This window comes from Microcoleus sp. S28C3, from assembly GCF_036700785.1.
Lineage (GTDB): Bacteria > Cyanobacteriota > Cyanobacteriia > Cyanobacteriales > Microcoleaceae > Microcoleus > Microcoleus asticus.
Genome location: NZ_JAUBPO010000099.1, coordinates 14632 through 28697, shown reverse-complemented (window position 1 = coordinate 28697; position 14066 = coordinate 14632). Strand labels below are relative to the sequence as shown.

At 44.0% G+C, this 14066-nt stretch carries 15 protein-coding genes and 1 pseudogene; 8 read left to right on the top strand and 8 right to left on the bottom strand.

Features of this window, described 5'->3' with window-relative positions:
• Window positions 1-76 precede the first annotated feature (76 nt).
• A pseudogene (locus tag QUA13_RS24910) lies at window positions 77-2452 on the top strand (trifunctional serine/threonine-protein kinase/ATP-binding protein/sensor histidine kinase); the annotation flags it as partial.
• A gap of 10 nt (window positions 2453-2462) precedes the next feature.
• On the opposite strand, the gene QUA13_RS24905 reads toward QUA13_RS24910, so the two are convergent.
• The 7 genes from QUA13_RS24905 to cpeB form a co-directional block, all read right to left on the bottom strand.
• Window positions 2463-2642 (bottom strand): hypothetical protein, encoded by a 180-nt coding sequence (locus tag QUA13_RS24905; protein WP_333202892.1) that lies wholly within the window; start codon window positions 2640-2642, stop codon window positions 2463-2465.
• A 306-nt stretch (window positions 2643-2948) separates the two neighbouring features.
• Entirely contained in the window at window positions 2949-3431 is a 483-nt protein-coding gene (locus tag QUA13_RS24900) for a quercetin 2,3-dioxygenase (protein ID WP_333202891.1), read from the bottom strand.
• A gap of 102 nt (window positions 3432-3533) precedes the next feature.
• Window positions 3534-4085 (bottom strand): GNAT family N-acetyltransferase, encoded by a 552-nt coding sequence (locus QUA13_RS24895; RefSeq protein WP_333202889.1) that lies wholly within the window; start codon window positions 4083-4085, stop codon window positions 3534-3536.
• Between the two features lie 221 nt (window positions 4086-4306).
• A complete protein-coding gene (locus QUA13_RS24890; RefSeq protein WP_333202887.1) occupies window positions 4307-4921 on the bottom strand; it encodes a HEAT repeat domain-containing protein in 615 nt (204 codons plus the stop codon).
• Window positions 4922-5071: 150 nt separating this feature from the next.
• Window positions 5072-6361, bottom strand: coding sequence for a HEAT repeat domain-containing protein (locus tag QUA13_RS24885; protein ID WP_333202885.1), 1290 nt, complete (start codon window positions 6359-6361; stop codon window positions 5072-5074).
• A 171-nt stretch (window positions 6362-6532) separates the two neighbouring features.
• Window positions 6533-7027: a bleomycin hydrolase gene (locus QUA13_RS24880; RefSeq protein ID WP_333185460.1), complete on the bottom strand. Its 495-nt coding sequence runs from the start codon at window positions 7025-7027 to the stop codon at window positions 6533-6535.
• 79 nt (window positions 7028-7106) lie between these two features.
• Window positions 7107-7661, bottom strand: a complete 555-nt coding sequence (gene cpeB / locus QUA13_RS24875) for a C-phycoerythrin subunit beta (protein WP_333185462.1) — start codon at window positions 7659-7661, stop codon at window positions 7107-7109.
• A gap of 235 nt (window positions 7662-7896) precedes the next feature.
• On the opposite strand from cpeB, the gene QUA13_RS24870 reads away from it, so the two are divergent.
• From QUA13_RS24870 to QUA13_RS24840, 7 genes are all read left to right on the top strand, one after another.
• The gene (locus tag QUA13_RS24870) at window positions 7897-8433 is read left to right on the top strand and encodes a phycobiliprotein lyase (RefSeq protein WP_333202883.1); all 537 of its coding nucleotides are present in this window, start codon (window positions 7897-7899) and stop codon (window positions 8431-8433) included.
• A 50-nt stretch (window positions 8434-8483) separates the two neighbouring features.
• A complete protein-coding gene (locus QUA13_RS24865) occupies window positions 8484-9086 on the top strand; it encodes a chromophore lyase CpcT/CpeT (RefSeq protein WP_333202881.1) in 603 nt (200 codons plus the stop codon).
• Window positions 9087-9309: 223 nt separating this feature from the next.
• Window positions 9310-10194, top strand: coding sequence for a phycobilisome linker polypeptide (locus QUA13_RS24860; RefSeq protein WP_333185466.1), 885 nt, complete (start codon window positions 9310-9312; stop codon window positions 10192-10194).
• A 111-nt stretch (window positions 10195-10305) separates the two neighbouring features.
• On the top strand, window positions 10306-11073 hold the full coding sequence (locus tag QUA13_RS24855; RefSeq protein WP_333202879.1) for a phycobilisome rod-core linker polypeptide: 768 nt from the start codon (window positions 10306-10308) through the stop codon (window positions 11071-11073).
• Between the two features lie 230 nt (window positions 11074-11303).
• Window positions 11304-12071, top strand: a complete 768-nt coding sequence (locus QUA13_RS24850; RefSeq protein WP_333202877.1) for a phycobilisome rod-core linker polypeptide — start codon at window positions 11304-11306, stop codon at window positions 12069-12071.
• A 142-nt stretch (window positions 12072-12213) separates the two neighbouring features.
• Window positions 12214-12519, top strand: a complete 306-nt coding sequence (locus QUA13_RS24845; RefSeq protein WP_333202874.1) for a CpeR family transcriptional regulator — start codon at window positions 12214-12216, stop codon at window positions 12517-12519.
• Between the two features lie 104 nt (window positions 12520-12623).
• Window positions 12624-13313 carry a HEAT repeat domain-containing protein gene (locus QUA13_RS24840; protein WP_333202873.1) on the top strand — a complete coding sequence of 230 codons (690 nt, stop codon included), beginning with the start codon at window positions 12624-12626 and terminating at the stop codon, window positions 13311-13313.
• Between the two features lie 4 nt (window positions 13314-13317).
• Here the strand turns inward: QUA13_RS24840 and QUA13_RS24835 are convergent, their stop codons facing one another.
• Window positions 13318-13902 (bottom strand): phycobilisome protein, encoded by a 585-nt coding sequence (locus QUA13_RS24835; RefSeq protein ID WP_333202872.1) that lies wholly within the window; start codon window positions 13900-13902, stop codon window positions 13318-13320.
• Window positions 13903-14066: the final 164 nt, after the last annotated feature.

Below are 14066 nucleotides of genomic sequence, written 5' to 3'. Positions count from 1 at the left end.
ATCCATTTTTAATTGTCACAATCAAGTATTGCATATAATTGTATCACAATCATGATAATGATTTAGGATTGCTATATTGGTGGGCCAGAGTTTTGATGAAACACAAATGCTGCCTGTTTTTATTGAAACTAAGAATAGAGTTTTGCTGTTTATTGCCTATCTTGCCAAGACGATTTTATTTTATCTGTTTAAAGAATCTAATAGTGCCGTTGCCACCGCCAGTTTAGCCGCAGAACACGCCGCAAGTGTGATGGGTATGGTAGTTTCTGCTGTTCACAACTTCTATTATTCCCTCGCTCTACTCGCTGTTTATCCTCAAGCTTCACACGCCGAACAACAACAATACATCAGCTTAGTTGAAGCTAATCAAGAAAAAATGCAGAAATGGGCATTTGATGCCCCGTCTAACTTCCAGCATAAGTACGAATTAGTGGAGGCGGAGAAAGCGCGGGTATTGGGGAAAATTGGAAAAGCGATGGAGTATTATGACGCTAGCATTCAAGGAGCCAGAGAACAGGGATACATTCAAGAAGAAGCCCTAGCTAATGAACGGGCCGCCGAGTTTTATTTCTCTCGCGGCCGGGAGAAGATAGCGGAGATTTATTTGACGGATGCTTACTATGGCTATATTCGCTGGGGAGCGAAAGCAAAAGTAAAAGATTTATCAGAAGAATATCCAGAGTTTTTCTCGCGAATACTGACTAAAGAAGCCCCCAGCTTCGACGTATCACGGACGACCAGCTCGACGACTACGGGGAGTTTGGCAGCACTGGATTTCGCCTCTGTGATGAAATCTTCTCAAGCTATTTCTGGCGAAATTGTTCTGGAAAGTCTGCTTTCTAAGTTATTGAAAATTGCGATCGAGAATGCTGGGGCTGAAAAAAGCTACTTCATTTTAGAAAAAGATGGTCAACTGGTGGTAGAAGGGACGGCAACCATAGATAATGATGAGGTCGTAGTCCTGCAATCCACACCGATAGAAAATACTCATAAATTGCCGTTTTCTCTGCTCAATTATGTTGCTAGAACTCAGAAAAATGTGGTTTTAAATGATGCAACTCAAGAGGGACTTTTTACCAGGGATAGCTATATAGTTAACGCCCAACCGAAGTCAATTTTATGTATGCCGCTTGTCCATAAAGGAAAGCTCATTGGTCTGCTTTACTTGGAAAATAATCTGACAAGGAGCGCGTTTACTCCCGATCGCCTGGAAGTTTTAACCGTGCTCTGTTCTCAAGCGGCGATTTCCCTGGAAAATGCCCGACTCTATGCCAATTTATCTGAGGCGACTGACAACCTGAAACAAGCCAATGAGCAATTAGAAGATTACAGCCGGACTTTAGAACATAAAGTGGAAGAGAGGACGCAGGAATTAAAGGAAAAAAATCTGCTCCTGAGCCAGGAAATTCGCGATCGCGTGCAGGTAGAGCAAGCTCTGCGAATATCAGAAGCGCAATTAAAAAAACAAGCCGAACAACTAGAGCTTTCTTTCCAAGAACTCAAGCGCACCCAGACCCAGCTAATTCAGACTGAGAAAATGTCCTCCCTGGGACAGATGGTGGCCGGGGTGGCCCACGAAATCAATAACCCGATTAACTTCATATATGGCAACCTAACTCACGTCAAGACTTACAGTAAAGACATACTAGGACTGGTGAAACTCTATCAACAACAATACCCCCATCCCACAGCAGCAATTCTTGAGGATATTGAGGCAATCGAATTAGAGTTCTTGATGGAAGACTTACCCAAAGTGCTGGATTCGATGAAGGTGGGGGCAGACCGAATTCGCGAAATTGTCCTCTCTCTGCGAAACTTCTCGCGACTGGATGAAGCGGAAATGAAAGAGGTCGATATCCATGAGGGCATCGATAACACCCTACTGATTTTGCAGCACCGACTGCAAGCGAAACTAGACCAGCCTGCTATTCAAATAATTAAAGAGTACGGCCCGCTGCCGCTGGTGGAGTGCTATGCCGGCCAACTGAACCAGGTGTTTGTAAATTTACTGGCGAATGCGATTGACACTCTCCATGACCAAAGGGGGCCGCGCACGATCGCGATTCGCACCTCCGTGGGGTATGCGGAAGAAGAAAAATCCCCGATTTCCAATCCCCCCCTTGCCGAAAGCTCTACAGTTTCTTCGGTTGAGGTGGATTCCCCCAACCTCGCCCCGGCCCGGAAAGCTTCCCAATTTGTTGTGATTCGCATTTGCGACAATGGCCCCGGTATGACAGAGGAAGTGAACCGACGGCTGTTCGACCCGTTCTTCACGACGAAACCCATAGGGAAGGGCACTGGTCTGGGGCTGTCAATCAGCTACCAGATTGTGGTAGAAAAACACCGCGGACAGTTGAAGTGTGTTTCTCGTCCCGGTCAGGGGGCAGAGTTCATCATTCAGATTCCTATTCGACAGGCCTATCAAGAATTGGCTGTCCAAAGCCAAACCTGATGAGTTGTTGTTATTGGTATTTCCAGGGATTCGATGGCGGGGATTGTGTCGGGATTTGTGCGATCGCAGAAGTCTGAAACAAGCTGGACTTAGAGATGAACAGCAAGACTGAAACGACAAGGGCGACGATCGAGAAGCCCAGAACGATCGAGCGATCGTGGAACAGTGATTGCAGCCTTTGATATCTCACAACAAATCCCCTCTGATTGTTTGCAGCCTAAATTTCCGGCATTTCGCATCTGAAAAGTAAAAAAAAGATGCTTCAAATTGGCGGACGATTTGATCGTGTTTTACCAGGCAGTTCTAAAACTTTCCTCTCTCTAGAGGATTAAGTTGAAGGATAGAATGCGATCGCTTGCATTAGATTTCAACCGGGGAATCTAGCACTCACACTTCACTGTCGAAGGATTGGTCGTACCCGCAATCTCTCTTCAGTTCCAATTAGAATCTCCAAAGATTAGCCTTTATTTGATTACAACCTGTAGCTGATAAGGACTTACGCTTCAGGGGGTAAGGTTGTGAGCCCATATTTGGGTGCAGTCGCTAGCAGCTTATCGATCGCAGCCTGATCGGGCACAGGTGGATTGAGTGGATCGGCTACAGGTCTCCCAACTTCAGCAAAGTACATCTCCAACCCAGCAGGTGTTACCCAACACAGCATTCGCGCTCGCGTCGTTCCAGTATTTTTGAAACTGTGTTTTTGTCCCCTGGGAGAATGTAAGAACGTACCGGGTGTTGCCAAAATCGTTTGGTCATCTAAGCGAAACTCGACTTCACCCTCAAGAACGTAAAACGCTTCATCTTCACGACTATGAATATGGGGAGGCGTACCGACCTCAGGATTACATAAAATCTCAAATAGCGCATATTGCCCCTGAGTGTTCTGCCCCAATGCCTTGAACGTGACAACATCACCGGCAACTGTCAAAACATCGCCTTCCTGAGGCATCATTACTATTCCTTGTTGGTTTAGAGTCATCTGGGCTCCTCGTTTCTGCTATATGATCGGTGTACAAGTAGAATTTTCGATTTGAATTTAGTGGAATTACCGCCTAGCTTTGGGGCTATTTGAATTACCACTTCACTCATAAGATCGGGCGATCGCATTAAGTTGAAGTATACAATGCGCGAGCGAAATCAACACATCTGCACAAGCGAGCTTCTTGAAGTATCTGGCGACTGGGAATAGCTCGAAGCCCACCTTTTCATAGGTGTAACGCGCTCTTTCATGGCCCGGATCGCCCCCAGTCTCAACCATAGCAATAGACATCCCCGCATCTTTCATCCAACCCAGAGCGAATTCTATCAAAGCACTACCAATGCCGCGGCCTTGAAAGTCTGGATCGACGGCAACCATGTAGATTTCACCCATGCTGTCCTCTGAGTGTAATTTCACGGCGACAAAGCCCACAGTAGAACCCGCATCGATCGCAACCCATACATTCGTGTCTTCCGCAGCACAGACATCCTCCACAGCTTTTTGCTGGCTCACGCGCCAATGATTCGGATAGAATGCCTGGTACACATCAGCGTTCATCGCCTTCTGAATCGAATCAAAGACCGGAGTCCAGGCCCGAAGCGAAAGACGAATAACAGCATCAAGGTGGCGAGGGTCGTAGGGTTCAATTTGCATTCCCACATCAACTCCAGTTAACTCTGAAAGCTGGCGTTGCTGAATAGAGGTATGAATTCAAGATTTCCCAATTGCTATAAGCCCGCTTGAGGGTGAGTTTTGTAACTTCCAGCGAAAAGTTGATTCATACCGTGAATCAGCAAAGCCCAAAGTTCGATCGGAGTTTATTCGGCTGCAAGTGCTGTGTGCGGATATCTCTTGAGCTAAAAATGTCACTAAATCTAACTATCTGCACGCTTATAATTCATCACCAAATCCAACCGGGATAAAGAACTTGTCGCTGATTCCCGCACATAAGAATCCACGGCTTCATCATTCGCAAATGTGGTCAGAACTTCTACACAACGTCGATCGCCCACAGAAGCAAGAGCATTCACGATCGCCACTTGTACCGCCACATTATCCGTTGTATTCAGCGACTCCACCAAAATCTCAAAAGCAGAGGAACCCATCTGCCCCAAGGCCATCACTGAAGCAATATTAACCACAGGATTCGGATCGTCGATCGCCTTTTTTAATCCTTGCAAGCCCGCTTCAGGAAACGGCAAATCTGGATAATTAATCGCAATTTGTGCCAATACCTTCGCCGCACTCCCTCGCACAGTCACATTATCACTGTTTAACAATGCCTCAACCACCGATGGTACGGCATCTTCACCAATCACGCCCAAGGCTTTTACTGCCGCCCGACGATAGATGACATCTTCTTCATCTAAAATGCCCACCAGTCTAGAAATTGTATTTTCATCGCGGGAATCGGCAATTTCAAACATTGCCCGATCGCGCAGATGAGGATTCGGGTGTTTTAGTTGTTCAAACAAAGCATCTGTTGTCATGGTTTTTGTGGTTTTAGGTGTTGTAATTTAATTAAGCTGAATTAATAGTTTTGGATGCAGAAATTCCAAAGGAACCGGGTTTTTCACTCGAATTAAAGGCTCCTATGCAGGATTTCCCTAAAAAAAACCGGTTTCTAGCTCCAGGACTAATTAAGAGAGTTCGGATGTTACAGAAGTATGAGCATCTACTTTAGCTCGAACCAACCAATCTTGGTCGGCAGCAGCAATTTCATAACCGCTGACATCACCAAGTTTTTCTAGTGCCATTAATGCAGCATACTTCAAATCCCAGATTTTAGTTTCCAGACAGGCTTTCAATTCTGGAATAGCACGCTTTTCTCCCAGTTCCCCCAGGGCGATCGCCGCCCCTGCACGGGATTTCTGAAACTGGGGTTGGGAGTGATGCAAAGCTTCCAATAACAAATCGTAGGCTGGAGAATGTTTTAACCAACCAAACAATTTTACCACATGAAAATGCGCTCCATAGTCATTATTTGCTTCTTCAGCAAAGGTCGCAAACAGGGCGGCTGGTGCATCCTCTGAGTAATTTTCAAGTATCGTTTTAGCTGCTAAATAGCAACGTCCAAAATCTGTTTCGTATAATTGGCGAATCAAAAACGGTAAGTCGGGTAATTTTTCATAACTATGCACTAAATCTAAATCTCCTGGATAGTCTCTTAAGGTTTGTTCCAAATGGGGTTTAATGGTAGTAAATGTCAGGGATTTGTCAGCAATTCCTGCTTCTGCTAACATCCTAATTCCTCTGAGCCGAAAGACTAAAGATACCGGACATCTAGCAATATTTGGAATTGCATCGTAGTAACGCGCATCTATCAAATCCTGAATAGATAATCTGCGCGCAAGGACATTTTTGTGTTGCAACATCGCGACAACTTTTCCCATTTGAGAAAAGTCTCTGGTTAAACGACAAATTGCGGCGATCGCAGCACTAGCAGTCGGCGGGTCAATATCATCGACAAATCTGCGAATTCTGGCTAAGGCTGGCTGATAATCTAATTTAGTCAGGGTGTGAATAATTACCCGGTAGGTTTGTCCCGGTTTGTCCAGCAATTGAGCAACTTCTGCTAAAATATCCGGATCTTGAGTGCCAATTTCGCCGATCGCCCAAACGGCATTTTCCACCGTGTAGCAGTCATCATCCGCCAGACAGGTGCGAATCACCGGCAATGCTTGCACAGCTTGCAGTCTTCCCAAAGTTTCCACCGATTTGCGGCGCACAATCCGGTTTTCCAGCACCGGATCGGTTTGTTGTACTGCTCGCATCAGTGCTGCGATCGATCGATCTGTTGAGAAATTGATCAAGTGGGAAGCAGCTATGTAGCGGGAATCCTCTTCCCCGATTTCAGCTTGGGGCGTATCTAAAAGGGCGATCGCCTGGTCTTCGGTTAAATTAAAAAAACTAAAAAAGCGTTTATCCATAAAATTAGCAGTCTGTAATAACTATAATATGATATGCCTATTAAAACACAATAACAAGCCTAAGAATTCTTTACCCTTACCTCACCAAAATCGGTAAAGCAACGAGCCAAGAGTTCCTAGACTTGTCGGGTAGAAACTACCCAGTCACGACATTACAAACCTGTCAGTTAATTAGGACAAGGAGTTGATCGCGTAGTCAAGAAGAGCATTGTACTCAGTCAAAGCTTGAGCAGACAAATCGCGAGGAGCGCAACCGCGGTTACGAGCAAAGCTCAATGCTTCAACGTAAGGAGCAGTAGGCAAGCCCAAAGCGCGATAAACTTCGCGTTGACCAGCAATACCCCATTCGTCCAGAGGACCTGTGCCGCCAACAACTAAGCTGTATTGGATCAAGCGCAGGTAGTGCTTGATGTCACGATGGCATTTTGCTTTGAAAGTATCGGTGGAGTTAGCTTGACCGGATTCGTTCAAGTAAGGATACTTTTTGATGCAAGCATCATAAGCTTCTTTAGCAACTGCGTCGAGGTTGCTGCCTAGTTTTTCTGCAGCTTCTAAACGAGCAGCAGAGCGTTGGATAGAACCTTGAACTGATTCTAAATCTGAGGTGCTAGGGAAGCGGCCTGCTGCATCAGCAGAGGCAATAGCGGTGGTGAGAACTGATTTCATTTCCTAAAACTCCTAAAGTGATTTTGACGACAGTGAGCGTAGTTTCAATTTTGCTGAGCGAATTGCGATTAGCAACTGACTAGCTCAGTGCAGAAATGATGCGATCGAAGTAGCTGGAAGCTTCAGCAACGAGGCTAGCACAACGATCTTCTACTACAGGGCTGCCCATTTTGCGGAGCTTAGCACCAGCAAATTTTTCGCTAGGATTGTCTTGGATGTGAGCAGCGGCTTGAGCCTTCATGATTTGAACGGCACGCACGGTGGAGGTGGTGGGAACGCCCAAAGCTGCGTAGGTTTCTTTCAAACCATTCAAGCAACGGTCATCAAGAACTGAAGCATCACCAGCCAACAAAGCGTAGGTGACATAGCGCAAAATGATTTCTGCATCGCGCAAGCAAGCAGCCATGCGGCGGTTAGGATAGCAGTTACCACCAGCTTGAATCAAGCCTTGGTTTTCGCAGATCATACCGGCAACAGCATCAGAAACCATGCAGCTAGCGTTGCTGGCGATCGCGTTTACAGCATCCAAGCGTCGGTTGCCGTTGGCAATGAAATCTCTGAGGGCAGCAATATCACCGACGGTGGAGGTGCTGGCATCGGCTGAAAGTACAGCTCTTGAAAAAGCGTCAAGCATTGAGTTCTCCTTAACTTAGAAAAATTATTTCTGAATCAGAGTTGGTCAACTTGGTGACTAACTTGATGGTTTTGAATATATCTCTGGGGTGTTGCCTCTGTCTCTTTCCTGAGAAACAAAGTAACAATTTGTTACTTTTGTGGCTAAAAGCACTTTTTTTTCGTGGACAGGGGCGCAAAAAGTGGAGTTCTCAAGACAAGAATATTTTTGCTCTTGCCCCTGTACAATGTTTTCCATGAACAATATTAAGCAGTTTGTTGAAAATTCTCTAGGACGGTGGCGATCGCAGCGCAGCGCCCATCATTTGACTTTCAGACACTTTGAAGCTGTGCAGTCAGTCATTGATATCGCTGCTATCTCACCGGACGATCGGGCAGTAATGGAACTCTGTCAATTGTATAATGTTGACCCATCCCAAGCAGTAATGCCTTTTCAAATGAGTTGGGAGGGCGAGTCAGATTGGGATGAGAATTCTGAGGTTAAGGGGAGTTGTATTCTTGTACCAATCCCCGATCCAAATGTACCTAATCGCGGTAAGTTATTACGAGATCAAGGTTATGCTGAAACTATTGCCGCAGCAGGTGACTATCATATCACAGAGGATGGAACTTTTGTGCTTTTGACTAGCTACGAACACGCCGCAGCGGAAGAAAAAATCTGGTTTGCTAATCCTAATTTACGGTTTCGTGTTTCCCTAATTAAAACCAGTGGAGGAAGTGGAGTAGTAACGGCATCATTTTCCTCAGAGATTCGTTCGCTGTCAGGGAATTAGCGAATCACTAATTCCTATTAATCAACTTTCTTCTACCTTCTTCTTAGCTTATGAATTCAGTTAAAAGCAATGATTTAATCACTTTGGCTCAGTGGATGGCTGGGGATTTTAGTAACTATCAACAATCCTTTGATAACCCACAACAATTTGCCCATATTCGGATATTTTTTCGTCCCTTACCCTTTGAATTTTTCAATGCCATTGGCTTTTACTCTGAACAGGTTTACGATCACGATCTGTGGACTCCCTATCGTCAGGGAGTTCATCGCTTAATTGACCAGGGAGATCAGATTTATATTGAAAATTATAGCCTCGAAGACCCAATACAGTACGCCGGAGCTGCACGAGAATTAAGCATTCTCAAAACTATTAAACCAGATAGTCTGCAACGACGCTATCACTGTTCCATGATTTTTAAACGCGACGGCGAAATGTTTCGAGGCAGTGTCGAACCTGGAAACCTTTGTCTCATCGAAAAAAGAGGTTGTTCCACCTACCTAGTCAGTGATGTCGAGATTACAGAAACAACTTGGAGTAGCCTCGATCGAGGTCTGGATGTAAATAATCATCAACAGGTTTGGGGTTCGGCTTTTGGCTCTCTACATTTTGAAAAGCGTCAAAGTTTTGCCACTGATTTACCTCACATCTTATAACTTATCGGCTTAATAATTTCAAGTCACATTCATCATGTATTACAAAAATAAAGTGTACTACATCGCATTTCTTGCAATAAGAGACTCCGAGCAATATATCAATCTCTTTATGTAGTACAAATAAGCTCCTAAATCAGGCTTAATGTTAAGTTATGCAAAGTTTTCTAATATAACGTCTAAGTATGGTAGTTTTTCATGTAATACAATTGTGGAGATTTTTTCAATGGTTTTTGGACCTGCATCTCGACTTGGAGTCAGTTTATTTGAAGAAACACCCTGTTTAGAACTGATGCCAGGACGTTCAGAAGAAGAAGTAGAAACCATTATTCGTGCCGTTTATCGGCAAGTTTTGGGAAATGCTTACGTCATGGAAAGTGAACGAGCGACGATTCCTGAATCCCAATTCAAAAGTGGTGAATTCAGTGTGCGCGAATTTGTCCGCGCTCTGGCAAAATCAGACGCTTACCGCTCTCGCTTTTTCGATACTTGTCCTCGCTATCGGTTTATTGAACTCAATTTCAAACATCTTCTAGGTCGGGCTCCTGATGGCTTAGAAGAAATGAGAGAACATAGCACCATTTTAGATACGGAAGGCTTCGAGGCAGAAATTGATTCTTACCTCGACAGTGATGAATACCAAAATGCCTACGGGGAAAATATCGTTCCCTATTACCGAGGCTACAAAACCCAGCCAGGACAAAATATGGTTGGGTTTACTCATATGTTTGCTCTCTTGCGGGGAGCTTCCAGTAGCGACCTCAAGGGCAGTATTTCTGGAAAAACCCCTGTTCTGAATAAATTCGTGATTCAGCAAACCCCCCTACCCATTGTTCCCCCTTCAGGTGGTGCAGTTGGAGATGGTTGGGCATTCCAAGAGTCTGGTATCAATTCACGTACTCGTGCTGGATTAGGCGCCTCCACAGAAGGCAAAGTTTATCGCATTACTGTGACTGGATATCGTTCTTCAGCAAGGACTGTGATGAACCGAGTCTCTAAATTTCGCTCTAGCAATCAAGCCTATCTCGTACCATTTGATAGGCTCTCGCAAGAATATCAACGCATCCACAAACAAGGCGGCGTAATTTCCAGCATTACTGCTGTCAACTAACAACCGCTCAAACTTCAGCCTTAACGACTTGGGGAATTATCTCCCTGAGCGTGTTTTTCACAATCCCTAATTCCCTGTTTTGAAGCGTTATTTATTCTTAGGAGAAACTCAATGAGTGTCGTTTTAGATGCGCCAGTAGAACTTTGGCCTACGAGCAGCTCCGATGATAAACAGGCGGTAATTCGCGCTGTTTACAAGCAAGTATTGGGCAATCCCCATGTCATGGAAAGTGAACGCTTGACGATTGCAGAATCGAAGTTGTGCGATGGCACGATAACGGTACGAGAATTTGTCCGCGCTGTGGCTAAATCTGACTTTTATCGCAGTCGGTATTTTGAATCCTGCGCTCCTTACCGCTTTGTCGAGCTAAACTTCAAACATTTGTTGGGTCGCGCTCCTTTAGCTCAAGAGGAACTTTCTGAGCATATTTGCCGATCTACCCAAGAAGGCTACGAGGCAGAAATTGATTCTTATCTCGATAGTCCAGAATATCAGGAAAAATTTGGCGAGAATACAGTTCCTTATTATCAAGGAGCAAAAAGTCAAGTCGGACAAAAGCAAGTCGGCTATAATCGCACCCTTTCCCTCTATCAAGGTTATGCAGGAGTTGATAGTGCTTTTACCGCTTCTCGCTTAGTAGATTTTGTGGCTGGCAATAGCGGTAACAAGATTACTTTACCAACAACAGGCGGTCGGATCAGCGCTTACAAAGATGCCACCGAAAAGACCTTCAAGATTTTAGTCAAGGGGTCTAAATTTGATAGTCCTCGCCGAGTAAGTAACACTGAATATCTTGTATCCGGTGCGAAGATGACTCCGCAAATTCAGCGCATTCATCGTGCAGGCGGCAAAATTGTCAGCATCACAGAAGTTGCTTGAAGCCTAAAGTGATTCGCCGGTAGAGAAGTAAAAATTTGCTTCTCTACCCTCTCGGAAACAATCGCGATTTTTATCTTATCCCATCGCAATTATGAAAGCGATAACGATAAAAACAGATAGTTTTTCTGTGCCTAAATAACAGATGTGTTCGCCTCAGTCAAGCTATTTCAACCAACAGTAACTTTTTTTTACACTCTCAATCCAACTTTAATTAACGTTAGGAAAAAACAATGTCCAGTTTAACAGCCTCTTTCGTCAGTGACCCCGTAGAACTTCGAGCCAATGCAACCGAAGACGATTTACAAGTCGTAATTCGTGCTGCTTACCGACAGGTGTTAGGAAATGCTCACCTGATGGAAAGTCAGCGTCTCACCAGTGCCGAATCTTTGCTTCGCAATGGTGATATTACGGTGCGTGATTTTGTCAGACAAGTGGCAAAATCCGACCTGTATCAGTCTCTATTTTTTAACACCAATTCTGCCTATCGGTTCATCGAGTTAAACTGCAAGCATTTGCTTGGTCGCGCTCCTTTAGAACAGACGGAGATTTCGGAACACGTCCAAATTTGTAACGGTCAAGGCTATGAAGCCGAAATCGATTCTTATATCGATAGTGACGATTACAGCCAGAACTTTGGCGAGAATATTGTGCCTTATCCTCGGAACATTCGCAGCCAAACTGGTATCAAGAATGTCGGGTTTAATCGGATGCTTTCTTTGCTGGGAGGAGCAGCTACTAGCGATAGCAGTAATCAAGCTCAATTAATTGCTACGGTTGCGAGCAATCTGCCTCAGAAAATCAAACTTTCTAGCGTTGGTAGCAGTGGAGCCTCTAGCACAACTGGTAAACGTTTTCGGATTACTGCTGCTAAGTCTGGTGGTGCTAAGGTCAGAGTGAGCAATATCAGCTATGAAGTCAGCTATGCTCAAATGTCTAAGCAAATTAAAAATATTCAGAAAATGGGAGGCAAAATTCTCAGTATTACTGAAGTTGGCTAAATTTACCTAGACTTCACCTTTGTCTTCATTGAAGTTTGGTATCTCCTACTTTCTCTAGAGCGAGTTTATTATTCGCTCTTTTTCTCTGGGCAATTTGAAAATAAAAATAAATCACTCGGTTTTCAAGCTGAGTATCTGAAAGATGCTACCCCCAATAGCTGGTAAAAAAATGCAGGCTTGGATCAGAAGTCGTCACCTAATTTTTTCCGGTCAATTGCTAATTTTTGAAACTTTAGACTATCCAGCAGTTGAGCGATTTGAGGAATGTGTTAACATTCTAGGAGGGTGCTTAATTTCTGTTGAACCAGGCAAACGACTTTGGATGGGAAATCATCGACAAGTGATTCTCTATCAGGCTAAAGCCAGTTTGCATACACCGCATCATGAACTGCGACAATATTGGTTCAAGTACGGCTGTTTTCAGACTCGATTCGATCAAAGAGCTTAGCTATAACAACCGCGAAGGTTATTAAGTGTTAAAAGCTCTTTGGTTATTTGCAAAATTAGGAACTTTTTGGTTAAAATAAATAAAAATTATACTTGGTTGTGGTTATGGATATTCACGAAATCGAAACGTCTCTGAACAATCATGATTTTCAGTATCGACTCAAGGCCGTCGCGGCTCTCAAGGATTATAAACCAGAGATTGCCGTTCCCTTGCTCAAAGGCAAACTCGATGACCCGGAATTCTTAGTACGTTCTTTTGTCAGCCGGGCATTTGGGACACAACAAACCGCCGATTCCTTCGCCGCATTGCTCCAAATCATGAAATTTGATAATACGCCGAATGTGCGAGCTGAGGCTGCTAATTCTCTTTCGCTTTTTGGTCGATGTGCTGCATCTCATTTAGTCTTGACTTTTTTGCAGGATGACCACTGGTTAGTTCGTCGTAGTATTCTGGCTGTTTTGGTTGATATGGAGTGCGAAAGCGAACTCTTTGAGGTCTGTATGGAAGCCTTAACTGGAGAAGATAGAACCACTCAGGAAGCTGCTGTGGATGCACTTGGTACATTAGCCGGAACTAATCAGGAACAGGCGGCACTTTCTCAGTTATTAATGCTGGCTAATTCTGAGTATGAAGGTATGCGTCAGCACGTCGCATCTGCTTTGCAACATTTTGACGATCCGCAGGCTAAGGAAATTTTAAGTCAACTTCGGGAAGACTCAAATCATCGAGTCGTTGCTGCTGCTTTAGAAAATCTGCTCAATCAAATAAACAGTAAGGAATCTGATACTGTTTAGTTGATTAAGCTTGATTAAATTGTTTTAACCCACTGATTAAATGGTCAAAATAGAGGCTCAATAAATCGCGGTCTTCAAAATTAAATTGCTGCAAGCTAACTGTTTTCAACTGTTCTAGTCCACAGAGCATCGCCGAAACAGGAACCCGCAATTCTTGATAGAGTAGCTCCATGTTTTTGAGTCCTTCTTGGCTAGTAAATTGAGGACTGTTACCTGCAATTCCATAGGTGATACAGCGCAGGAACTGCAAAAAATCTCGCCAACAGGCTTCAGCACGTTCGGGAGGATAAAGGTCATTACCAAGATCGGTGATATTTGGAAAGTCGGCTAATACCTTTTTCCTCGCATCAGCAACAAGATTAGAAGCTTGCTCTCGCAATAATCGGGCTTTTTCTAGCATTAAAGAGAGATGAGGAGCAAGATTTTTAATGCGTTCTAAATCCTCATCTGTGAGATATCGACTTTGATTGTCAGCCTCTTGAAAAATGGCAATTACTTCATCTGAATATATGTTTTTCCAACTGGCAAAACTGACAATTCTGGCTTGGGGAATTAATTGCTTTGCTCTTTCACTTAATTGCATAGTCATTAAATTACACATAGTTTACTAGCATAGACTAAAATTATGAGGGAGTTTATTAAGATTTATTACATTTACAGCAGTTTAATGATGGTTGGTACAGGGTTTTTCTTGGAAATCCTGAGCGCACAACAGAGTTTCGTAACGAAATATTACTTTGTTTGTCAAAAACA

What these genes read in the sequence shown, in the direction of transcription:
- QUA13_RS24840 (WP_333202873.1), top strand. Translation starts at nt 12,624, where the DNA reads ATGGATATTCACGAAATCGAAACGTCTCTGAACAATCATGATTTTCAG.
- QUA13_RS24865 (WP_333202881.1), top strand. Translation starts at nt 8,484, where the DNA reads ATGAATTCAGTTAAAAGCAATGATTTAATCACTTTGGCTCAGTGGATG.
- QUA13_RS24885 (WP_333202885.1), bottom strand. Translation starts at nt 6,361, where the DNA reads ATGGATAAACGCTTTTTTAGTTTTTTTAATTTAACCGAAGACCAGGCG.
- QUA13_RS24845 (WP_333202874.1), top strand. Translation starts at nt 12,214, where the DNA reads ATGCTACCCCCAATAGCTGGTAAAAAAATGCAGGCTTGGATCAGAAGT.
- QUA13_RS24860 (WP_333185466.1), top strand. Translation starts at nt 9,310, where the DNA reads ATGGTTTTTGGACCTGCATCTCGACTTGGAGTCAGTTTATTTGAAGAA.
- QUA13_RS24890 (WP_333202887.1), bottom strand. Translation starts at nt 4,921, where the DNA reads ATGACAACAGATGCTTTGTTTGAACAACTAAAACACCCGAATCCTCAT.
- QUA13_RS24870 (WP_333202883.1), top strand. Translation starts at nt 7,897, where the DNA reads ATGAACAATATTAAGCAGTTTGTTGAAAATTCTCTAGGACGGTGGCGA.
- QUA13_RS24835 (WP_333202872.1), bottom strand. Translation starts at nt 13,902, where the DNA reads ATGACTATGCAATTAAGTGAAAGAGCAAAGCAATTAATTCCCCAAGCC.
- QUA13_RS24895 (WP_333202889.1), bottom strand. Translation starts at nt 4,085, where the DNA reads ATGCAAATTGAACCCTACGACCCTCGCCACCTTGATGCTGTTATTCGT.
- QUA13_RS24855 (WP_333202879.1), top strand. Translation starts at nt 10,306, where the DNA reads ATGAGTGTCGTTTTAGATGCGCCAGTAGAACTTTGGCCTACGAGCAGC.
- QUA13_RS24850 (WP_333202877.1), top strand. Translation starts at nt 11,304, where the DNA reads ATGTCCAGTTTAACAGCCTCTTTCGTCAGTGACCCCGTAGAACTTCGA.
- QUA13_RS24900 (WP_333202891.1), bottom strand. Translation starts at nt 3,431, where the DNA reads ATGACTCTAAACCAACAAGGAATAGTAATGATGCCTCAGGAAGGCGAT.
- cpeB (WP_333185462.1), bottom strand. Translation starts at nt 7,661, where the DNA reads ATGCTTGACGCTTTTTCAAGAGCTGTACTTTCAGCCGATGCCAGCACC.
- QUA13_RS24880 (WP_333185460.1), bottom strand. Translation starts at nt 7,027, where the DNA reads ATGAAATCAGTTCTCACCACCGCTATTGCCTCTGCTGATGCAGCAGGC.